Genomic DNA, 19,492 nt, shown 5'->3' with positions numbered 1-19,492 from the left:
ACCGGGACCTCGGAGACCGGGGGGACGACTCAGCGGACGGCGGGCATCTCGTTGGTCGTCGTGCTGGTCGCCGGCGACCAGGCATCGGGGTGCGGGCGGCCGGCCTGGGCGACCCAGGTCTCGCTCCGCGTCGACGCCGAGTCGCGCGCGACTGTGGCGGGCCGGGCGCTGAGGCTCACGATCACGGCGAGCAGCACGAGCAGCCCCACGAGGACACCGGCGATGACCAGGAGCGTCGAGAGCATGGATCGAACGTAGTTGTGCGGACCGTTCCGTGTCATCGCGACGCATCGGGCAGATTCCGCCGAAGATCGCCGTCGGGTTCCGCACAGTTCGCCGCTCGACCTCGGCGTTTCCGCGAATCCGGGCGCAGCAGTGCACAACGGTCCGGGCCGCCGTCGGCCCACGCTAGCCGCCCGTGCCGCGTCCGGCCAGCCCCCGCCGCGGACCGCGCCGGAGGTGTCGCGTGGTCGGGGTGGAGCGGGGTAGGGAGCGTCCCGGCGAGAGGAGATCGACGTGGTGGACCTGCCGCGCACGGCCGGCCGGATGGCGGCGGTGCCGCTCGGGGCGCTGGCCCGGTGGCGCCGGGGCAAGCCCATGCACCCGCGGGGTGCGGTGTTCCGCGGCGTGCTGGAGCGCTTCGGCGGCGGCCCCGCGTGGGGGGTGCCCTTCCTCGATGCGTCCGGCCGCGAGGAGGTCGTCGTCCGCTTCTCGCGCGGCGCCGGGCTGCCGGCGCCGCTGCCCGACGTACTGGGCATCGCCGTCCGGCTCGGCGCGGGCTCGGCGGCGCCGGTGGACCTGCTGCTCTCCTCCACCGGGCGCGGTGCCCTCACCCGGCTGGTGCCGGTACCGCGCGTCGACGCGGCGACCGTCCACTCCTCGATCATGGCGTACCGCACGGCGGCCGGGCCGCTGCGGCTGGCCGCCCTGCCGGTGGCCGACGACGTCCCCTCCGAGGCCGGGCCGCTGGTGCGGGCCGCCGGGGAGCGCCCCGTGGTGTTCGACCTGGCCGCAGCCCGGGGGCTGGGGGAGTGGCGGACGTTCGGGCGGCTCACCGTCGGCCGTCCCGCGGAGCCGCTCGATCCGGACGTGCGCTTCGACGCGGTGTGCCATCCGCCGCCCGGCCTCGCGCCGGACGGGCCCCTGGCCCGGTTCCGGGCCCCGGCCTACGCGGCGGCGCGGCAGGCGCGCAGCGAGGTCCAGGCGGGCTCGGCGACGTCCGCCGGTTGACGCCCCGGATGCCCGTGGTCACCCGTTGGAGTCGCCGGCGGGTTTGCGAGCGGCCGTCGGGGTAGGTGCTGGGGCCGTCCCCGTGCCATCCGTGGCCGGGGACGATCCAGGTCGAGCCGCCCGGTGCTCGCCCGCCCGAGGAGCAGACAGAAGTCAGTGATCGACCCCGATGCCCGTCCGGGCGAGCAGTCCGCCGCCGCGCCCGGCCGGATCCGCGTGGCGAGCGTGCCGTTCGGCGACCCGTACGTCGACGCCGTCCTCCCCGCCGACGTGGTCCGCGTCGGGCCGTCCGAGGGGCCGAGCCCGTGGCTGGACGAGGACCACCTGACCGCGCACGCCGGCGAGATCGACGTCCTGCACCTGCACTCCGGTCAGGGACTCCTGGAAGGCCACGACCTGGAGGGCTGGACCGAGGTGGTGCGGCGTCTCGGGGTGCCGCTGGTGGTCACCGTGCACCAGCTCCGGAACCCGTTGCAGAGCTCCCGGCGCGGGCACGACGACGAGCTCCGCACGGTGCTGGCGACGGCGGAGGTGGTGATCACGCTGACGCCGTCGGCGGCCGACGAGATCGCCGACAGGTACGGCCGGACCGCGATCGTGCTGGCCCATCCGTCGCTCGCCGTGCCCGATCCGCAGCTCGGGGCCGAGCGGGGACTGGTGGGCGTGCGGCTGGGGGCGGCCACGGCCGCGGTGCCCGACCCGGTGGCGGTGGCGCGGGCCGCGGCCTCCGGGGCCGTCTCCGGCGGCGGCCGGCTGCGCGTGCTCGCCGCGGCCGGTGGGGAGGTGCACCCGGGTGTCCGCGAGATGGCCGATCGGGGCGAGCTGGAGCTGGTGCACCACGAGCCGCACGAGCTGGCCGGACAGCTGCAGCAGCTGCACGCCGCGGTGCTGCCGGAGCGGTGCGGTACGCACTCCCGCGACCTGGAGGTCTGCCGCGACGTCGGCACCCGCGTGGTGGCACCGAGCTGCGGGTTCTTCGCCGACCAGTGGTCGGAGGTCGTCACCTACGCCAACGACGAGGTCCACGGGTTCGACCCGGTGTCGCTCACCGCGGCCGTGTCGGCCGCCCTCACCCGGCCGATCCTGCGCCCGGCAGACCGGGCGTGGCGGGAGGAGCAGCGGGAGGCGGTCCGGCGGGTGCACGCCGAGGTCTACGACCAGCTCGCGGCTCTGGTGCTGCCGACGGCCGGCGAGCCCGGAGCGGGCGCCTAGCGGGGGTGCCCCGGCCGGGGGCCGGGTGGAGTGTGTGGGCAGGGGCGGGGTCGAACCGCCGACCTCTCGCTTTTCAGGCGAGCGCTCGTACCGACTGAGCTACCTGCCCCTCCCGGTGCGCGAACACCGGGCGGCGACCCTGACGGGACTCGAACCCGCGACCTCCGCCGTGACAGGGCGGCGCGCTAACCAACTGCGCTACAGGGCCTTGCTGTGGTGATGTGCCCCCAACGGGGTTCGAACCCGTGCTACCGCCTTGAAAGGGCGGCGTCCTGGACCACTAGACGATGAGGGCTCGTTCTGCCGGGGGCAGACGAAACAATACATGGCGTTCGCGGACCCCTCCGCGGAGGGGCGCTACCGACCGTACCGCTCAGCCCAGGGACGCGGTCAGCTCCACGGAGTCCTCGCCGACCGAGGAGCACTCCAGCCGCAGCGGACCGGCCGCCACGCTCTCCCCCTCGCTGCACGAGACGTTCGCCGACCCGACGCTCAGCGACGCCCGCCCGCCCTCGACGCCCCCGAAGGAGAGGGTGGTGCCCAGGATGTCGGCCTCCGCGCCGTCGCCGCGCAGCGTCACCGTGCACGAGCTCGTGGAGCAGGAGACGTTCTCGGAGGTCACGGTGCACCCGGCCAGCGAGCCGAGCGCCAGCCCGCCAGCGAGCAGGCCGCCGGCCAGCCGGGCGCGGGACGTCGTCGTCACGGACATGGCCCGAGGGTAGGGCCGCACGCTCGCCGGAGCAGCGAGGCGCCCGGTCGGCCGGGCCTCACGAGCCCCCGTCGTCCTCGTCCCCGTCCTGCTCGCCGCCGTCCTCGTCCTCGTCCGCGTCGGGCGGCACGACGATCCGCTCGATCATCACCTCGGCCTCCCCGAGGCCGCCCAGGGTGATCTCGTCGTAGGCCCGGAGGTCTCCGGTCTCGGCGTCGAAGTAGAGGACGGTGCAGGTCAGCGGCTCGGGGTACTCGCCCTGCAGCGCGCGCAGGCCCGCACCGCCGGTGGAGCCCTGGACCATGAGCAGCGTGCCGCCGTCGAGCTCGGAGACGGCCCGGTTGTGCGTGTGCCCGGCCAGGATCAGCGGTACCTCGCCGTCCAGCGGCGGTGCCTGCTTCGGGTCGTGGACGAGCGCCACGTCGGGGAGCACGTCCAGCGTCTCCACGAACTCCGCCAGCCGCTCGCCCGACGCGACGAGCACCTCGGGGCCCGCGTCGTCGTCCCCTGTCGACTTGTCCGGGGTGAACCGCGGATCGCGCGCGCCGACGATGGTGAGGCCGCCGATCTCGGTGGCCGAGTCGTCCAGCACCGTCGTGTTGGGCTGGGCGGCGATCCGCTCGGCGGTGGCGGCCGAGTCGTGGTTGCCGCGGATGAACACATAGGGCACGTCGAGGGTGCCGACGGAGGAGATCAGCGTGTTCTCCGGGGAGCTGCCCCAGTCGGTGATGTCGCCGGTGTCCAGCACGCCGTCGACCTGGAACTGGCTCACCACCTGCTGGACCAGGTCGAAGCCCGCGGGGTTGAGGTGGATGTCGGAGACGTGCAGCAGGGTGACGGTCCGGTCCGCGATGCCGGGCGCGGGCAAGGCCGAGAGCGTGCTGTACAGCGAGCCGACGTTCGCGACGAGATCCTCCAGCGACGCGCGGTAGGCGTCGAAGCGGGCCGCGATGTCCTGCGCGTTGCCGATGAGGCTGTTCGCGTTCACCAGCAGGCCCGTGTAGGTAGGGGTCGCCATGGCCTCCGGGCGCCAGGTGGCGGCGCCGACTCCGCCGATGCCGAGCAGCAGGATGCCGGTCAGCCCGGCCGCGATGAGCGGCTCCCGGCGCCGGCGGATCACCAGCCACGAGACCAGGGCCGCGCCGGCGAGCGCCACCAGCACGGTGATCACGACCAGCTTCACGACGGCGCCCTGCAGGTCCTCGGTCACGCGGTCGACCACCCCGGCCAGGCGCACGGGGTCGTTCGCCAGCTCCTGGGCGCGGACCTGGTCGACGCGCTGCAGCTGGACGTCCAGGCGCAGCGGACCGTCGAAGACGTCGACGGCGAGCGAGCCCAGCGGCGGGACGGCGACCTCGGCGCCGCCGGATCCGGGCCGGATGGCGAGCGAGGCGTCGAACGGCCCGATGGGGGCGGAGATCCGGGCGAAGAGCAGCACCGCGACGAGCGCGCCGACCAGCGCCAGCCCGATGCGCGCGAGCCAGAGCCCGGCGACCCGGCCGCGCCGGCGCCACGGCGACGTCGCCTCGACGTCCGGCTCGCTCTCCTGGACGCTCGCCCCGCTCACCTCGACCACGCTAGCGACGAAGCGGGGTCGCGGCGGGTCGAACGCGCGGCCCGCCGCGCGCCGGGCTCAGGCGCGGCGAGGGGCCGGGCCGCGGAAGATCCAGCGCAGTGCCAGGAAGCGGAGCAGGCCCACGGTGGCCGTCACGACGACGACGGCGGTGATCTGCAGCGCCACGTGCGCACCGGCGGCGGTCGTCTCGAGCCAGCCGAGCGTGGCGCTGGTGGCCAGCAGGCCGATGACCGTGACCCCGCCCGCCTCCCACTGCGCGGTGAACCAGCCCACGCGGTCCTCGGCGTGGAAGGTGAGCCGGCGGTGCAGCTCGTTGGCCAGCACGGTGGAGGCGGCCGTGGCGACGAGGTGGGCGGTCAGGTAGCCGTTGCTCTCCAGGGGGATGAACAGCAGCGCGTAGACGATCGTCGTCGAACCACCGACCAGGACGAACCTGACGAACTGGGCGAGGACGTCGTCCTGCCGGAGCCGGGCGGCGAACCGTTCGCTCCGGGAGACGGGAGCCGCGGAGGTCTCCACCGGGTCGCCTGCTGCGTCGCTCGCCGAGGGGCGGCGGCGCAGCAGGGAGGGGCGGGTCACGGGGCTCCTTCGGGCGGCATCGGGCCGGGTCGGTCCGGGCTCCTCCTCGTGGAACCCGTCGGCACAGGTCAGCATGCCGGTTCCGGCTGACGAAAGGGGAATCGGTTCCACCGGGACCACCCGGACGTGACCGCGCCGTGACGGCGCGAGTCGTCGCGGCGACCCGGGGGTAGGGGGCCGCTCATGAGCCTCATGGGTTTCCTGGATCGGGTGGCGGACGTGGCGGCGTTCGACAAGGCGATCGAACCGGCCCGCCGCGCCGTGCTCGGCGCGCTCAGGCCGCCGGCGGTCAAGGACCTCCTGCACGGCACGTGGCTGGGCCACGCACTGCACCCGGTCGTGGTGCAGGTCCCGGTCGGCAGCTGGGTGTCGGCGGGCGTGCTGGACGCCGTTCCGCGGATGCGCCCCGCAGCCACCGCGCTGATCGGCCTGGGCGTGGCCGCCGCCGTGCCGGCCGCCGCCACGGGGGCCGCCGACTGGTCGGAGCAGGGGGCCGGGGTCCGGCGGCTGGGCGCGCTGCACGCCGTCGCCAACACCGTCGCGCTCGGGCTCTACGTCGGCTCGCTGGCCGCCCGCCGCCGCGACCGCGGCGGGCTGGGGCGCGTGCTGTCCTACACCGGTCTGGCGATCGCCGGTGGCTCGGCGGCGGTGGGCGGGCACATGTCGTACGCCCAGTCGTCGGGCGCCTCGCACGCGGCGACGGCGATCCGCGCGCTGCCCGACGACTGGCTGGACCTCGGCCCGCTCGACGACTTCGCCGAGGGGCGGCCGGCGCGGCGCACCGGTACGGGTGGTGCCGCCGACGTCCCGCTGGCCGTCGTCCGGCGCGGCACCCGGGTCGACGTCTTCGTCGGGGCCTGCTCGCACCTGTCCGGCCCGCTGGCGGAGGGGACCGTGGAGGAGGTGCGGGGTTCGACCTGCCTGGTCTGCCCGTGGCACGGCTCGGCGTTCGACCTCGACAGCGGGGAACCGCGGCGCGGGCCTGCGGCCAACCCGCAGGAGAAGCTCGAGGTGCGCATGCAGGCCGGGCGGGTGATGGCGCGGGTGCCGAGCCGGCACCGGTGAGAGAAGCCGGCCCGGCCGGCCCGGGGGGAACGGGTCAGCCGGGCCGGGGCACGGGGCCGCCCGGGCACGAGGCAGGGGCGGACGGCGATAACGGTACGTAACCGACCGCCTGCTCCGGCATCCCCTGAACGGGTGGTCCGTACGGTCCGGATCACGCAGCGCGACCGGATGCGGTTGCCGCGATCGGCGGCGGGGCACCCGGTCGAGGTGTTCGTCTTCTTCTCCAGCCGGCTGGGCTGCCTCGGCTCGCTGGCCGTCTCCGCACTGCTCACGATCGTCCTGCTGCTGGCGTTCGACGTGCTGTGAGAGCTCCCGGTGACCACCCTGGGGGTCGGACCGGACGAGGGAGTGGAGCAGGACATGGCTGAATCGATCGCGGGCGTGCAGATCCCGGACAGCGCACTGGCCCGGGAGGCGACCGACCTGGTGCGCGAGGCGGCCTCGCCGCTGCTGTTCGACCACTCGCGGCGGGTGTTCGTGTGGGGAGCGCTGCGGGGGCAGGAGCAGGGGGTGCAGTTCGACCCGGAGCTGCTCTACGTGGGCGCGATGTTCCACGACCCGGCCTGACCGAGCGGTACCGGCGCACCGACCAGCGCTTCGAGATCGACGGCGCCGACGAGGCGCGGCGGTTCCTGCACGCCCACGGCGTCACCGGCGAGGCCGCCGATCGGGTCTGGACGGCGATCGCGCTGCACACCACGCCGGAGATCCCGCTGCACATGCCAGGCGAGATCGCGCTCGTCACGCGGGGGGTGGAGCTCGACGTGCTCGGCATCGGCTACGACGCGGTCTCCGAGGAACAGCGCGCCGCCGTCGTCGCCGCCCACCCGCGGCCGGACTTCAAGAACCGGATCCTCGCCGCGTTCACCGAAGGCATCCGGGACCGCCCGGAGACGACGTTCGGCAACGTGAAGGCCGACGTGCTCGCCCACTTCGTGCCCGGCTTCGTCCGCGGCGACTTCGTCGAGGTGATCCGGAACTCCGCCTGGCCCGAGTAGCCGATCGGCGCCGGGGAGGCGGTCGAGGGGGCGGTAGCCTCGCACCGGGCCGCAGACGGCCACAGAGCTCGCGGTTCTGGGTGAGTGGTCTGGGAATCCTCTGCACCCACGGGGCCTCTGGTGGATGCAGAAAACCCTTTCTACCTGCCCTTTCGAGGCGTCGGCGAACGGTCCACTCACCACGTCCGGGGACGCTGAGCTGTGCTTGGTGGAATGCGCGCACGCCGCTTCAGGAACGGCCAGCCGAGCCGCCTACGCGTCCCGGAAGATCGGGGCGATGAACACATCCACTCCCTGGCGCTCCAGGAGCTCGACGAGCCTGACCATCGTGACCTGAGTGAAGGTGAACAAGCTGTCGCTGTCGAACAGCTTCCCTTTCCTTGCCATGCCGAGCACCACGGCGCCGCCTCGGGTGGGGACTTCTGCCGGAGATCCGCCCCTGTCAACGACGCGATCCACGAACTCCCGTCGCACCTCTTCGTAGTTGAGCAGTGCGTCGGTGGACACAAGAGCCTGAGCCAGGAGATGACTGGCGAGGGATGACTTCTCGGCGTCCTTGACGTGGAGCAGCACCTGATGCGGCAGCAGCACATCGCAGACCTCGATGCCGCGCGGGTGCATCGGCGTCCGGATCATCTCCTTGTCCATGAGACGGCCGCCGAGTTCCTCCGCGACGTACTTGTTGTAGGCGGCCTCGTCCATCCCTTCCGGCCAGGTCGGCAGCTGCACGGGAGGTGTGCGGTCGAAGATCCGCCGCACCCGCTCGTGCAGCCTCTCGGCGTACTGCTGGTCCATCTGGAACCAGCGCCCGTCGTGGAAGACGAACCGGCGGTGGTTCTCGTGGACCTCGAACGCCAGCCACCGGTCCGCCGGGATCTCCTGGCTCATCGGTTCGGTAGCACCCGCGTCCCGGTACAGCTGCACCTTGAGCCGGCGGAGGCGGTCCAGCTTCGTCGCGGCGGGCTCGTCTTCCAGGACAACGCGGAAGTCATCGATCGTCGGGACGCCGTCGCCGCTCTTGCCGCCCCTCCCCTTGATCTTGAAGGAGTCGGGCATCCCGTTGTCGTTGATGCGCTCGTGCGGCCAGGCGGTCGTCAGCAAGGCGTCGGATGCAGCACCGGCCAGCGCGGCGTTCAGGTGGCCGTTCAGTTCCTCGATCAGGCTCTCCGGGTGCTTGATCGCGACGAGCTGTTCCAGTGACTCCAGGCCAGGACTGGCCGGCTTGTCCAGGATGGTCTCGAGCAAGTCGAGGTCGCCCAGCAGATGATCGGGCTTTCGCCCCAGCGGGATGTTGAGTGCGTCCGCACCACGGATGGTCACGGGCTTCTCGCCGCCGGTCAGCTCCGGAATGGCAGCTCGCCCCACGATCCTGGAAACCAGCTCGCCGATGTCCCCGACGCCGAACCCGCGGATGTGATCGCCGCCCGGGCTGGTGAGGCGGTCGGTCCGTCCGCGGTAGTCCAGGGTGCTGCGGGTGATGGAGTTGAGCGCTGCCTGATCGGCCGTCCGCAGGGCGAAACGCTGGCCGAAGGCGCCGTCGATCTTGTCGTGGTCCAGGAGCTGGAAGCCCATCCCGTAGGTCAGCGCCCAGGCCCCATCCTCACCTCGCCGGATGAGCAGGACCGCCGCGGCCGTCTTGTTGGTCAGCGCGAGCTCTTCGCCGGTCAGTTCCTGAAGGGGCTTCGCCCACTGCACCTTGTCGCTCTTCGTCTTCATCGTGCCGCTGAACAGGAGGGCCTCCCGCTCCCCAACCTTCGTCGGGGTGGCCGTGAAATCGTCCTGCTCCCGGTACTTCTCCCGGATGGCGTCCTCCAGGGCGACGAGGTGCTCGAATCGGTACAGGGTGGTCCGATTTGCCGGGGACTGCTTGGGGGCCACGGTTTCAGCCTGTCCGTAGAAGGTGTGGGAGGAAGCGGCGCGATTCAGACGAGCCGGAGTTCGGGTCGCGGGTCGTCATCGCCGAGTAGCAGCCGCAGTCGGGGCAAGGGCAGGTGAAGTTCGTCGGCCAGCTGTCGCATGGTGAGGCCGTGCTCCTTGGCGAGCTGGAAAGCGCGGCGCAGCAGGACTGGAACCTCGCCTGGGTAGCCGTCGACCGACTCCCGTCGGAACAGGCCGAGCTGGCGGAGCTGGTTGAGTCGCTGGAACGCCCGCCGGTAGGCGGCGTCGGAGATGACGTTGACCTCGCGGCAGCGGTAGACCAGCGAGTCCACGGCCACACCCCACTCCCGGCTGAGTCCGTCGAGTGCGTGCATGTCCATCCGGGTGGGCAGCCGCGGCACCACTGCCTCGCGGGGGGTGAGCAGCTCGGCCGCGAACGCGTCGGCCTCCTTCTCCTGCACCGGATCGCCGGGCGTGGTGTCGGCGTGCAGCAGCAGATGCCCCAGCTCGTGCGCGGCGGTGAAGCGGTGGCGGTAGACGTCGTCGGCTCGGTCGGGTGTGAGCACGATGACCGGCCGCGGTAGTTGGGAGGTGGAGAAGGCGTCGACCTTCGCGGTCTCCGTGCCGGCGAAGGGCACGAGGGTCACGATCAGCCCGTGGGCTTCCATGGTGCGCACCAGGTGCGGTATCGGTTCCCTACCCAGCCCCCAGTGATCGCGCAGGAGGCGGGCGGCGGCGGCGGGATCGGCCGGCACCGCGCCGGCGTCCACCTCTCCGCCGGAGAAGCCCGGCAGGTCCACGGGGGGCAGTTGGACCCGCTTCTCCAGTGCGTGGGTGAGCTCCCACACCTGCTCGGTGAAGGCGATCGCCTTCGCGCGCTGCGCGGCGGGGGTGGACCGCAGACTGCGGAAGTGAGCCGCGGCCGCGTCCAGGCGGGCGTAGGGCCGGCCGGCCGCCAGGAAGCCCGGGGACACGCCTAGCACGTCGGCGACCCGCGCGAGGTGGTCCAGCCGGGGAGTGGTTCCGGTCTCCCACTGCCCGACGGCGGCCGGCGACACTCCGAGCGCATCGGCGACGGCCCGTTTGGTCAGCCCGGCCAGCCGGCGTGCCTGGGTCAGTCGTGCCGGGTCGAAGGCGTCAGCGACGGCCTGCAGACGAGCGGACTCTGTCCCGGCCGGGTGCGGATCGACCAGGCGCAGCTGCTCGGGTGGCTTCATGACTGCCCGTCCTCGTCACCGGCCTGCTCCACCTCCGGCTGCGACTCGCTCAGCGGGGCCGGGACGGTGCGGGGCCGAGCGGTCAGACCGAGGTCCTCGTTGAGTGGCGCAGCGTCGAAGCGGCCCACGCGGGAGCCCTCGACGGGGTCGAGGGACCGCAGCTTCGTCGGAGTCGGCACCGCGAGTCCGGCGGTGCCGGGTTCCGCGGTCGGCATCGCCTCCCAGGCGTGCCAGAAGACGTGACCGGTGTCCTCGCTGATCAGCTCCGCGTCGCCCCAGCCGAGTTCGAAGAGGCCGTCGGTCGGGTTGCTGCCGAATGCCACGGTGACGACCCGGCCGAAGCTCGCCAGCTGGGCGGAGACCTCCTGCTCCTCCGCCAGCTGTGCCTCGAGCTCGTCGGTGTCCAGCGTGCTCTGCTCGAGCACCAGTTGGGTCGACGCCGGCACGCCGGCGCCCAGGCCGAGGAGGGACTTGCGCAGGACGGACACCGGCGTGGGCATCCGGGCATCGACCCGGCGCTTCGCGGGTGTGTTGCTGAACCGCCATGGCATCAAGACCACGGCCATGTCCTCGACCACGACGTAGGGGAACCGGCTGACCACCCCGGTGGGCTTGCGGATGACCACCCCCGGCAGACCCTCTGTGGCGGCGATCAGTTGCTCGTGCTGGGTGACCATCAGGGCCGCGCCGTAGGCGTCGTTGGTCCTCAGTTCGCCGCCGAGATGAGCCCGCAGTGCCCGGTGGTGCGCCTCCTGCATGCCGGCGGCGATCGCCTGCCCCAGATCAGTGGCCGCTGCGCCGAAGCGCCGCCGTGCCCACTCGCCTGCCTTGTAGGAGCCCACGGGCCCTCCTCATCGCTTGCCCTTTGCTCGGCGGATGCACGTTAGCACTTCAGTTTCACGCAGGAGTTGAGCGAACGGTGTGTCGGTCAAGATGTTCGGCTGGTGGCCGCTACGTCGTCCGGTGGCTGCTGATCACCTCCTTGGTGCCACCGGCCGGGGACGTCGGCCTTGCGCTGCCCTTCGTCTTGGCGCGTACTCGGTGTCGCTGGGGTGGCTGCGGCCTTGTTCACCTCCTTTCTGCCGGAGCCCGTCCCCGCCGCGCCCGATGGCTGCTCATCGCCTCCTTCGGTGCCATCGGCGCGCGACGTCGCGGTCCCGCCCGCACGTGTGTGCTGGGTCCTGTCGTTCGCTGTGGAGTTGTCCGCGGTCACCGTGATGGGGATGAGCTGCGAGGTGCCCGCCCCGAGGGCGGTCCGGGCGTGACGCCGGCGGTCACCGGCGCGAGACCGGATGTGGAGGTCTGTGCGCGGTTCCGGGCTGCTGCGCAATCACCCGCCGACGACCTGGAGAACGCCCGTCATCGAACGTTCGGGCGAATGCAACCGCACCGATCGCCCGCACCTTGCCCCCGTCACACACCCGACCAAGGGAGAAGACGTGGGGCGACGGGTAGCCGCCAAGAGCACCCCGCCGGCGACGGCCACGGCGAAAGCCTGGCCACCGCTGGCCGACGCGATGGCCGCTGTGATCGCGCAGTGGCGCGACGAGCGGGTAATCAGCGAGCAGACGATGCTGCGTGCCACCGAGACGGTCGGCCGGTACGTGCGCCGACTGGAACGCACCGGTGTCCACCGGTTCGGGCAGGAACGGCCAGAGGACGCCGCGGCGTTCGTGCACGCCCCAACGCGGGCCGGGCTGCCGCCGGAGCTGGCCACGATGCACGCCCGGCGCACCTGTCTGCGGATGCTGTACCGATCGCTGCGATCTCGCGGCTGGTACGACGGGGATCCCACGCTGGACTTGGTCCTGCCCCCCCGCGGCGTGCTCGCCGCACGGCCGCTGACCGCTGACGAGGCGGCGCTGTGCCGCATGTCGAGCCGGATGGGCGTGGGAGCGAAGACGCTGCGGCTGGCGGTCTGCTGGGCGCTGGGGGAGACCACCGCTGTGTCCAGCGAGATCAGCGCGCTGCGGATCCGCGACCTGGACCACCCACGCCGACCCGAGGCGGTGCAGCTGCCCGGTACCCGCCGCCACGACCCGCGCACCGGGGAGCTGACCGCATGGGGCCGGGCAGTGCTGGTGCGTCACCTGGACGCACTGCATGCGGCCGGTGCCACCCCGGACACGCTTCTGGCCTACCGCGGGGCGGCGAGGCCCGGTGGGCACGTCGGGCAGGCGAGCGTCTGCAATGCGCTCGGCACCGTGCTGGACCTGGCCGGGTTGAGCGCGGAGCCGGATGTACGCCCGGCGTCGCTGCGCCACTGGGCGGGCCGTGAGCTGTTCGATGCCGGTGCGCCGGTCGAGGAGGTGGCCCTGCGGCTGGGGGCGCGCAGCCTGGACTCCGCCGCGGAGGACATCGCGCTGGCCTGGCGGGAGGCGCGATGAGCCGCCCGCGCAGCGCTGTGCCCTCGACCGTGGAGCAGGTGCGGGCGGTCATGCGGCACCGCCTGATCTACGAGCTGGGCACACTCATTCCGGCGGATCCGCCGGTGGGGCGCCGACCCGTGTACCCCGGCTACCTGCTGATCGCCTTCGGCGTGTTGGCCCGGATGACCCGTTCGGGCGCGAAGCTGGACGCCGAGCTGCGCACCGGCGGCCTGTGGCCGCTGATGCAGGCCGAGGCTGCCGCCATGCGGGACGAACTGCCCGACGAGCTGTGGGCGCCGCCGGGGGACCGGGCGCCGACCTGGGCCGCCTGGCAGTACGCCCGCAACACCCACCTCACCACCGATGTGGCGCTGGCCGAGATGCACCGGCTGTTCATCGCCGGCTCGGTGGCGCAGGCCCGCTCGTTGGGGCTGCTGGATCCGAAGGGCCCGGGTTCGCTGAACCATCCGGCCCGCTCCCGAACGGTCTACGGCGACGGCACGGTCGTCCGCTCGCTGTACAAGCCGCCGCCCGTGGTGTGGATCGAGGACCCGGAGACGGGGGAGCGCGTGCGCCGCTACCGCGACAAGGGCACCGGCGAGTTGGTGGACACACCGACCCGCCGCTACGACCCCGACAGTGCCGAGTGGCACGGGCACACCGGCCCGGTGCACGGCACCAACCTGGTCGTCGTCTACGCCCGCGGCGATGCCGCCTTTCAGCGGGTCGTGCTCGCGGTAGGGCGGGCCGAGCGGCCCGGTCGGGAGGCCGAGGCCGCGGTCCTGCTCATCGGTGATGTGCACCGCGTCGCCGGCGCCGGCGTGCAGGCCGTGGTCTACGACGGCGCGCTGCGCGGCGTGCACCTGGAGAAGCTGATGACCCGGCACGGGCTGGTCGTGGTCAACAAGGTCGCCGCGGCACCGCTCAGCGACGCGGAGAAGGCCGAGCGTGGAGGGCTCAAGGCCGTCAAGAGCTACCCGCTGGGCAGCTGGGAGCACGACACCGACGACGGCGCGTGCACCCACGCCCTCGCCGCCGTCGACGGCGCGATCGTGGAGGTCACGCTTGGCGACACCGGCGATCCGGTCGTGGCACACCGGCTCACCCGCCGGCAGGTGAAGCGTCCCCGCCGCGGCAACGGCAACTACCACTTCTCCGCCGCCTTCGTGGTGCCGTGCGCCCGGGGGGACTTCGACGCCTGGATCACCCCGCACGGTGAGCCCGGCGACCCCGATGCCCGCCGCGCCGAGAACGTGCGGCTGATCGCCGAGGGCGAGGAGGACTTCGCCCGGCTCTACGGGATCCGCAACGACTCCGAGGCGTTCAACAGCGCGTTCAAGCGGTCGCTGCTGGTGAACAGGGCGATGAGCTTGGGGTGGCGGCGTCAGCTGCTCGACGCGGTGTGCTTCGCGTTGCTGTCCAACGCCGTCGTGGCTCACCGGGCGGCACAGGTAGGCGTGGCCACGCCCGCGAGCAGTCGGGGCAGGTCGCTGCACTCCGCCTGATCGGCAACTGTCCAGAACAGGCATCAGCCCTGTTCCGTGCCGCGTCCCGCCGCTGAACTGCGCGTCCTATCCGGGTGGTTCGGCCAGGATGCCGGCGACGATCGTGGCGGTGTCGGCGACGCTGAGGCGGGGCGGGTCACCGCTCCACAGTCGAAGGGCGAGGCGGCGTGCGGCGTCAGTGGGCGCGCTGGCCAGGAAGGCGGCGTACTGACCGCGGTGCTCGAGGTAGGCAGCGGTCCGCTCGTCCCACTCCGACACCTCCGGCTGATCGCGGAGCTTGGCGGCCGCTTCGGTGTGCGCGGCGACGACGTCTGCCCAGCTCGACCACCTCGCTGCGATGGTCTCGGTCGCATGGGCGCGTGAGCAGCCCTCACCGACCGGGCCGAACGGTGAGCACACGGGCAGCACGAGGAACGCGACGCGGAAGCCTGTGTCCCGTCCGCATGACGGGCAGCGGCCCGGATGGGCGCTGGGCGGACTCACGGTGACCGTGCCGCCGTCGACACCCAGCTGTCCCGGAGCAGGTGCGACCCACTCGATCGCACCTTCGGTGTGCCTCTGCCAGCGCCAGCGGTGCTCCGCGGCGGGCGGGCGCGCCTCGGGTTCGTTGATCACGGCGACCGCGGGCAGGTCGGGTGCCTGCTCAACGCTCGACCCGCCTCACGGTGCTGGTGAACCTGGTCGTGGGGATGCCGTCCTCCCGCACAAGCAGCTGCAGCTCCATGCCGCGCCCGACGACCGGTGCCGGCCAGCTGAGCAGGGCCAGGGGTTCACCGTCCCGGCGGAGGTGACTGCCGTCGCGGCGCAGCCGTACTGCCGTCATCGATCCGGCGTGGAACTCGTAGACGGCGCCCTCGGTCACCACTCGCATGGTGGTCGCACCGGGCGGGGCTGCCTTCGGTGGCACCGGGCCGGGGATGCGGAGCCGGATGACCACCTGCGGCTCTCCCGCTTCGTTGTCGTTGACGTCCGGCCGTTCGTGTCCGGCCTGGTCGTGGGGTGGCTCGGTCACGGGGTCTCCTCGGGCCGGTCGGTGTCGTCGGAGGAAGCGGACAGAGCGGACTGCAAGCGGTCCTGGCAGTCGCGCAGTCGTGCCTCGGCGGTGTGCAGGCGTTCCTGGAGCTCGCCGTACGCGTCCTGCGTGTCAGCGAGCAGGCCGGTGAGTGCCCGGTCGTCGAGTTGCAGGAAGTACGGGCCGGGCGGCAGGCCGCCGCGGACGACCCGCGGCCACTGCCGGGAGGCGAGCAGCTGCCGGAGCTCGTCGAGCGCGGCCCGTCCGTCACGGACGACCGCTGCCTGCTGCACCGGGGACCCGGAGGTGGCGAAGGTCAGGCAGAGCTGCAGGACGTCACACAACTCCGCCGCCCGGTCGGTCACTGCGATCCCCGGCGGCGACGAGCCTGATGGAGGGGACAGGCCGGGTGCACTGTCAGTTGGCGTGTCTGCCAGCGGGGATGCACCGGGCGGCCGCGCCGGTAGAGGGTGACCACCTGCAGGTCCCCGTAGGGGTTCCCGGACGCCGCCGCTGTCGCGCCGGCGGGTGCGGTGAGCAGCGCTATGGCGGTGCGGGCGGTCTGCAGGGCGACGTGGCCGAGGCTGTCGGTCCAGGCGCCTTCGTAGGTCGGGTGGGAGCAGCCGACGGGGGTGAGCTGGGCGTCGGGGCGGGCGGGCGGCCACGGCACTGTGCGGGCGCCGCGATGCAGCTGCAGGCACTCCCAGCAGCCGCCGCCGGCGGCGGGCAGCGCCGTGATGGCACCTCCCCAGGCGCCGGCGGTTGCCGAGGCGATCAGCAGCGGGGTCCCGGTGACGCCCAGGTGGGCGGCGAGGTAGCGGTTGGCGGCGGGGTTGGCGGTGCAGTCGATCACCAGGGTGCTGGCCGTCAGCCCGGGCAGCTCGCGGCCGTCGTCGGCGCCCAGGGGGCGGAGCCCCGTCGTGAGCTGGAGGTGGGGGTTCACGTCGATGAGGGAGAGTGCGACGGCGAGTGCCTTGGGGCTGCCGGCGTCGCGGATCGTCAGCAGTTGCCTGGCGCCGGTGGCGGGGTCGTGCAGGTCGCCGTCGATGAGGTGTAGTCCGCCGACGCCGGCGCGGGCCAGCTCGAGGGCCACGGGCCCGCCGAGGGCGCCGACCCCGACGACTGTCGCCGTGGCCTGGGCGAGGCGGGCGGGGTCACCGGGCAGCCGGGCGGTGAGAGCGTCCCGGTCGATGGCGTAGCTGCGCCGCACCCGTACCTGGGGCGAGCGCGGCGGTGTGCCCGCCGGCACCTCGTGGGCTGGCATCGCAGGCTCGTCTCCGTCGAACAGGGACAGCTGCCCACCACCGACCTCAGCAGGGGACACGTCCTGGGTGGGCGGTTCGGCAGGCTCAAGCAGCGCCTCCAGGCTGCGCGGCTTGGGCACGCCGCGGGTGAGCAGCAACCACTCCTCGCACGGCCGCCGGCCAGGGCCCTCGCTGTCCACCAGCACCGCGACGGCGTTCGGCTCGTCCTCGCCGCCGAGCTCGGCCAGCTGCTCGGTCGCCCGGGCCCACAGCACGGCTCCGTCGACGCCGTCGGCGGGGGTGTCGGGCAGGCGGACCCAGCTGATGCGGCGGGCGTTGTGCCGCGTGAAGGCCTGGCTCTCCCACAGCACCTGCTGCTCCGGGCCTCGAAGCGTGATCAGCGCGGAGACCGGAGCGATCGTCCTGCTCACGGTGATCAGGTCCGCCCAGCCGCCGGGCACCTCGGGTGCCGGCACGCAGTTGGTGTCGACCAGGAGCGCCCCCAGCGACAGGTGCGACCGGGTCCATGCCGCTTCGGCGCCGGCTTCCAGCGCCAGGGTCGCCGGCCTGGCACCGGTGTCGCGGCCGGCAGCCAGCAGCCGCGGCAGCTGACCGGTCAGCAGCCCGGCGAGGGTACTGCCGGCCTGCCAGTCTTCGGGGTCGGCCAGCAGACACAGCTGGCCGGTGACCGGGTGGCGGTGCCGGGAGAGCCCGGGCAGCGGTTCGGGCAGCACGACCTGCGGGGCGAACCACGGGTACGCGGCCGGGAAGTCGACTCTCAGCCGAAGGGTGGCCGGGTCCCCGGGCTGTGCCGCGGGGTGCGGCCAGTCGACGTTCAGCACCAGCAGTGGCACAGCGCCAGGTCCATCGTCGGGCTCCACGGGGTCGTGCGTGTCCTCCTGAGACCAGGTGGCGTCGGCCGCGCCGAGCGCGGCCTGCTCCGCCGCCCACACGTCCGGATAGGCCAGCCACCAGGCCGCGGTGGTGCTGGCCGTCGTCGAGGCGCTCATCAGCCCACTGGCCGCGGGTGCTCGCCGGAGGGTGCGGCGTACACCGGCGGGGCGATCGCGACCGTTTCCACCACCGTCTCGTCGGTTGTCGTCTCCGTGTGCGTGGTTGAGGTGGTGGTGTGTCGGGTGATGCGCCGCTGGCCGGGCTCGCGGGAGGTGGCCGAAGGCTGCGGGGCGACCGGTGCCGGCGGCGCCGAGGGTGCGATGGGTTCGCCCTCGGTCGTGCTCGATGACGGCGGTGCCGCGGCGCTCTCGTGGTGGTCCTCGCCACTGGCCGCGGCGGACTCGGGCGTGCCGACGCCCTCCGGCATTGCCGCCGTCTCATGGTTGCCGGGGCCCTGGGCCTGCGGCTTGTGGTTCTCCTCGGTCACTGCGCCGGTCCTCTCAGGTCGGCCGCTGTGGTCAGCGGCGGAACCCGATCGCAGCCCGCGCGCGCGAGAGGCGCATCAAGATCACTGATGTTGCCCGGCCATCGCCGGGCAACATCCAACCCGTCCGGGTGACTAGCCGAATGCCATGTCAGCCGGGGGCCGGCACCTCTGCCAGCCATGAACCGACCCGGTGCCAACCACCTCGACCGCCGCCGGCGGCTGACCCCGCGCGACTACATCCCGCTCGGCTTCGGTCTCGTCGCCGAGGCACCGTGCCGGGTGCCGGCCGGCGGCGACGCGGTCTCGGCGAACGTCGCCCGAATCCAGCACGAGCTCGTCGTCCTCTACCGGAACGTCCGGGAGCACGGCGCCGGTCGGCGCACCGCCCGGGCGTTCGGCGTCTCGCAGACGGTGTGGACGCGGTGCCTGGCCGGGGAGCGCTTCATGGGCGAGACCGTTATGGCCGCGCTCCTGCGTGCCGTCTACGGCTGGTGACCGTCGGCCGGTGCCGCCCGGCGAGCGCCTCGAAGGAGAAGGGCCCTGGGCCGTCTCAAGGACGGCCCAGGGCCCCGGCGCCCGAGCGGGCGCGGCCCCTTGCGGGGCGGCGGTTCATCACCGCACGGACTGCATCGGCCGGGCCGCGGTCGACCTTGAGCGGCAGGCGGCCGGTTCACGACAACGAGTGAGTCCCCGGCCGCGGTGAGGGCGGCGCCGGCCGTCTACCGGTCGGTCGCGACGCCGAGCAGCCGCGTCTCACCAGCTGGAGGGAGCTCGCCGATCCGCGCCGGCCAGTGCACGAGCGCGACACCCATGGGAGCGGACCGGCCGGGTGTCCCGTCGGGATGGTCGAAGGCCACCCGGCCGGGGATGGCCTCCCAGCGAGCGCCGGCGTCTCGGACCCACGTAATCCACCAGCGCTCGGTCGGCTTGCAGGGAATCAGGCCGATCACGTCGCAGTGTGCGGTGGTGGCCACCGCCTTGGCGAGGAACCGCGGCAGCAGATCGCGCCGGTACGGGCAGTTCATCCAGCAGGCTCCGCCGGCGGCCAGCTCGGCCCAGTCCACCTCCGGGTTCAAGGCGTCCCGAAGACGAGGGTCGGTCTGGTCGGGCCCGATGAAGAGCTCGGTCAGCGCGGTGTCCCGGGTGGCGGCGACGTCGAGGGTGATGTGCGGGAACGCGGCCCAGACCAGCGCGCGTAGCGCGACAGGGGTGGCCCACAGCTGAGCCAGCAGGCTCGCCTCCTCGCGCTGCTGTTGCTTGCGGCGCTTGCGGTACAGCCGTTGTCGGCAGCTCAGTGAGCAGTACGTGCGGGGCCGGCCGGTGTCGGGGTGAGCCAGGGGGCGCTTGCAGGCCAGGCAGGTACGTCGTCGCGGCACGTCGGCAGCCTGCCTTTCGTAGCGCGCGCGGTGGCTACGAAACGCCGAGTCTCCGATCGGGCCCGATGGTGGCGACTGCCTACCGGTTCGCGGGCCGGGACGGGTCGTCGTGTCCCTGACACGACTAATGGGGCTTACCGA

The 19,492-nt window shown here is 73.1% G+C and carries 22 protein-coding genes and 3 tRNA genes; 9 read left to right on the top strand and 16 right to left on the bottom strand.

Features of this window, described 5'->3' with window-relative positions:
- Positions 1 to 29: 29 nt before the first annotated feature.
- Positions 30 to 245 (bottom strand): hypothetical protein, encoded by a 216-nt coding sequence (locus A6V29_RS07315; RefSeq protein WP_137159690.1) that lies wholly within the window; start codon positions 243 to 245, stop codon positions 30 to 32.
- Positions 246 to 516: 271 nt separating this feature from the next.
- Between A6V29_RS07315 and A6V29_RS07310 the strand changes: the two genes are divergently transcribed.
- Both A6V29_RS07310 and A6V29_RS07305 read left to right on the top strand, forming a co-directional pair.
- On the top strand, positions 517 to 1,230 hold the full coding sequence (locus A6V29_RS07310) for a phosphodiesterase (protein WP_137159689.1): 714 nt from the start codon (positions 517 to 519) through the stop codon (positions 1,228 to 1,230).
- A gap of 156 nt (positions 1,231 to 1,386) precedes the next feature.
- The gene (locus A6V29_RS07305) at positions 1,387 to 2,442 is read left to right on the top strand and encodes a glycosyltransferase family protein (protein ID WP_249933086.1); all 1,056 of its coding nucleotides are present in this window, start codon (positions 1,387 to 1,389) and stop codon (positions 2,440 to 2,442) included.
- Positions 2,443 to 2,477: 35 nt separating this feature from the next.
- Here A6V29_RS07305 and A6V29_RS07300 read toward each other — a convergent pair.
- From A6V29_RS07300 to A6V29_RS07275, 6 genes are all read right to left on the bottom strand, one after another.
- A tRNA-Phe gene (locus A6V29_RS07300) sits at positions 2,478 to 2,551 on the bottom strand.
- Positions 2,552 to 2,576: 25 nt separating this feature from the next.
- A tRNA-Asp gene (locus tag A6V29_RS07295) sits at positions 2,577 to 2,650 on the bottom strand.
- A 14-nt stretch (positions 2,651 to 2,664) separates the two neighbouring features.
- Positions 2,665 to 2,737: transfer RNA gene (locus A6V29_RS07290), tRNA-Glu, on the bottom strand.
- A gap of 78 nt (positions 2,738 to 2,815) precedes the next feature.
- Positions 2,816 to 3,151 carry a hypothetical protein gene (locus tag A6V29_RS07285; RefSeq protein WP_137159688.1) on the bottom strand — a complete coding sequence of 112 codons (336 nt, stop codon included), beginning with the start codon at positions 3,149 to 3,151 and terminating at the stop codon, positions 2,816 to 2,818.
- Positions 3,152 to 3,209: 58 nt separating this feature from the next.
- Positions 3,210 to 4,718 (bottom strand): metallophosphoesterase, encoded by a 1,509-nt coding sequence (locus A6V29_RS07280; protein WP_137159687.1) that lies wholly within the window; start codon positions 4,716 to 4,718, stop codon positions 3,210 to 3,212.
- 66 nt (positions 4,719 to 4,784) lie between these two features.
- The gene (locus A6V29_RS07275) at positions 4,785 to 5,306 is read right to left on the bottom strand and encodes a GtrA family protein (protein ID WP_249933085.1); all 522 of its coding nucleotides are present in this window, start codon (positions 5,304 to 5,306) and stop codon (positions 4,785 to 4,787) included.
- Positions 5,307 to 5,489: 183 nt separating this feature from the next.
- On the opposite strand from A6V29_RS07275, the gene A6V29_RS07270 reads away from it, so the two are divergent.
- The 4 genes from A6V29_RS07270 (at position 5,490) to A6V29_RS07265 (ending at position 7,369) form a co-directional block, all read left to right on the top strand.
- Complete coding sequence (locus tag A6V29_RS07270) at positions 5,490 to 6,371, top strand: Rieske (2Fe-2S) protein (protein WP_137159686.1); 882 nt, start codon at positions 5,490 to 5,492, stop codon at positions 6,369 to 6,371.
- A 132-nt stretch (positions 6,372 to 6,503) separates the two neighbouring features.
- Complete coding sequence (locus A6V29_RS20695; protein WP_170977735.1) at positions 6,504 to 6,677, top strand: hypothetical protein; 174 nt, start codon at positions 6,504 to 6,506, stop codon at positions 6,675 to 6,677.
- A 54-nt stretch (positions 6,678 to 6,731) separates the two neighbouring features.
- On the top strand, positions 6,732 to 6,938 hold the full coding sequence (locus A6V29_RS21210) for an HD domain-containing protein (RefSeq protein ID WP_212719104.1): 207 nt from the start codon (positions 6,732 to 6,734) through the stop codon (positions 6,936 to 6,938).
- Entirely contained in the window at positions 6,851 to 7,369 is a 519-nt protein-coding gene (locus tag A6V29_RS07265) for a hypothetical protein (protein ID WP_212719103.1), read from the top strand. The genes A6V29_RS21210 and A6V29_RS07265 overlap by 88 nt, the downstream gene beginning before the upstream one ends.
- Before the next feature lie 252 nt (positions 7,370 to 7,621).
- Here the strand turns inward: A6V29_RS07265 and A6V29_RS07260 are convergent, their stop codons facing one another.
- The 3 genes from A6V29_RS07260 to A6V29_RS07250 are packed head-to-tail and all read right to left on the bottom strand — an operon-like array spanning position 7,622 to position 11,306.
- Complete coding sequence (locus A6V29_RS07260; RefSeq protein WP_170977736.1) at positions 7,622 to 9,247, bottom strand: DUF6119 family protein; 1,626 nt, start codon at positions 9,245 to 9,247, stop codon at positions 7,622 to 7,624.
- A 44-nt stretch (positions 9,248 to 9,291) separates the two neighbouring features.
- On the bottom strand, positions 9,292 to 10,464 hold the full coding sequence (locus A6V29_RS07255; RefSeq protein WP_137159684.1) for a helix-turn-helix domain-containing protein: 1,173 nt from the start codon (positions 10,462 to 10,464) through the stop codon (positions 9,292 to 9,294).
- Complete coding sequence (locus A6V29_RS07250; RefSeq protein WP_137159683.1) at positions 10,461 to 11,306, bottom strand: hypothetical protein; 846 nt, start codon at positions 11,304 to 11,306, stop codon at positions 10,461 to 10,463. The genes A6V29_RS07255 and A6V29_RS07250 overlap by 4 nt, the downstream gene beginning before the upstream one ends.
- 597 nt (positions 11,307 to 11,903) lie before the next feature.
- Between A6V29_RS07250 and A6V29_RS07245 the strand changes: the two genes are divergently transcribed.
- A complete protein-coding gene (locus tag A6V29_RS07245) occupies positions 11,904 to 12,851 on the top strand; it encodes a site-specific integrase (protein ID WP_137159682.1) in 948 nt (315 codons plus the stop codon).
- Positions 12,848 to 14,338 (top strand): hypothetical protein, encoded by a 1,491-nt coding sequence (locus tag A6V29_RS07240; RefSeq protein WP_137159681.1) that lies wholly within the window; start codon positions 12,848 to 12,850, stop codon positions 14,336 to 14,338. Before A6V29_RS07245 ends, A6V29_RS07240 begins: the two co-directional genes overlap by 4 nt.
- 66 nt (positions 14,339 to 14,404) lie before the next feature.
- Here the strand turns inward: A6V29_RS07240 and A6V29_RS07235 are convergent, their stop codons facing one another.
- The 5 genes from A6V29_RS07235 to A6V29_RS07215 are packed head-to-tail and all read right to left on the bottom strand — an operon-like array spanning position 14,405 to position 17,975.
- Entirely contained in the window at positions 14,405 to 14,953 is a 549-nt protein-coding gene (locus A6V29_RS07235; RefSeq protein WP_137159680.1) for a hypothetical protein, read from the bottom strand.
- A 28-nt stretch (positions 14,954 to 14,981) separates the two neighbouring features.
- Positions 14,982 to 15,350 (bottom strand): hypothetical protein, encoded by a 369-nt coding sequence (locus A6V29_RS07230; protein ID WP_137159679.1) that lies wholly within the window; start codon positions 15,348 to 15,350, stop codon positions 14,982 to 14,984.
- Positions 15,347 to 15,715 carry a hypothetical protein gene (locus A6V29_RS07225; RefSeq protein WP_137159678.1) on the bottom strand — a complete coding sequence of 123 codons (369 nt, stop codon included), beginning with the start codon at positions 15,713 to 15,715 and terminating at the stop codon, positions 15,347 to 15,349. The genes A6V29_RS07230 and A6V29_RS07225 overlap by 4 nt, the downstream gene beginning before the upstream one ends.
- Positions 15,712 to 17,604, bottom strand: a complete 1,893-nt coding sequence (locus A6V29_RS07220) for a ThiF family adenylyltransferase (protein ID WP_137159677.1) — start codon at positions 17,602 to 17,604, stop codon at positions 15,712 to 15,714. The genes A6V29_RS07225 and A6V29_RS07220 overlap by 4 nt, the downstream gene beginning before the upstream one ends.
- Positions 17,604 to 17,975 (bottom strand): hypothetical protein, encoded by a 372-nt coding sequence (locus A6V29_RS07215; protein WP_137159676.1) that lies wholly within the window; start codon positions 17,973 to 17,975, stop codon positions 17,604 to 17,606. Before A6V29_RS07215 ends, A6V29_RS07220 begins: the two co-directional genes overlap by 1 nt.
- 177 nt (positions 17,976 to 18,152) lie before the next feature.
- Here A6V29_RS07215 and A6V29_RS07210 point away from each other — a divergent pair, with 177 nt between their 5' ends.
- A complete protein-coding gene (locus tag A6V29_RS07210; protein ID WP_137159675.1) occupies positions 18,153 to 18,470 on the top strand; it encodes a hypothetical protein in 318 nt (105 codons plus the stop codon).
- A gap of 224 nt (positions 18,471 to 18,694) precedes the next feature.
- On the opposite strand, the gene A6V29_RS07205 is transcribed toward A6V29_RS07210, so the two are convergent.
- Positions 18,695 to 19,351 carry a DNA N-6-adenine-methyltransferase gene (locus tag A6V29_RS07205; protein WP_137159674.1) on the bottom strand — a complete coding sequence of 219 codons (657 nt, stop codon included), beginning with the start codon at positions 19,349 to 19,351 and terminating at the stop codon, positions 18,695 to 18,697.
- Positions 19,352 to 19,492 lie beyond the last annotated feature (141 nt).

The organism is Blastococcus sp. CCUG 61487 (genome assembly GCF_005222955.1).
Classification (GTDB): Bacteria; Actinomycetota; Actinomycetes; order Mycobacteriales; family Geodermatophilaceae; genus Blastococcus.
The sequence above is the reverse complement of the archived record's forward strand: the minus strand, read 5'-3'. Positions and strand labels throughout refer to the sequence as shown.

What these genes read in the sequence shown, in the direction of transcription:
- A6V29_RS07315 (WP_137159690.1), bottom strand. Translation starts at nt 245, where the DNA reads ATGCTCTCGACGCTCCTGGTCATCGCCGGTGTCCTCGTGGGGCTGCTC.
- A6V29_RS07285 (WP_137159688.1), bottom strand. Translation starts at nt 3,151, where the DNA reads ATGTCCGTGACGACGACGTCCCGCGCCCGGCTGGCCGGCGGCCTGCTC.
- A6V29_RS07270 (WP_137159686.1), top strand. Translation starts at nt 5,490, where the DNA reads ATGAGCCTCATGGGTTTCCTGGATCGGGTGGCGGACGTGGCGGCGTTC.
- A6V29_RS21210 (WP_212719104.1), top strand. Translation starts at nt 6,732, where the DNA reads ATGGCTGAATCGATCGCGGGCGTGCAGATCCCGGACAGCGCACTGGCC.
- A6V29_RS07255 (WP_137159684.1), bottom strand. Translation starts at nt 10,464, where the DNA reads ATGAAGCCACCCGAGCAGCTGCGCCTGGTCGATCCGCACCCGGCCGGG.
- A6V29_RS07240 (WP_137159681.1), top strand. Translation starts at nt 12,848, where the DNA reads ATGAGCCGCCCGCGCAGCGCTGTGCCCTCGACCGTGGAGCAGGTGCGG.
- A6V29_RS07220 (WP_137159677.1), bottom strand. Translation starts at nt 17,604, where the DNA reads ATGAGCGCCTCGACGACGGCCAGCACCACCGCGGCCTGGTGGCTGGCC.
- A6V29_RS07210 (WP_137159675.1), top strand. Translation starts at nt 18,153, where the DNA reads ATGAACCGACCCGGTGCCAACCACCTCGACCGCCGCCGGCGGCTGACC.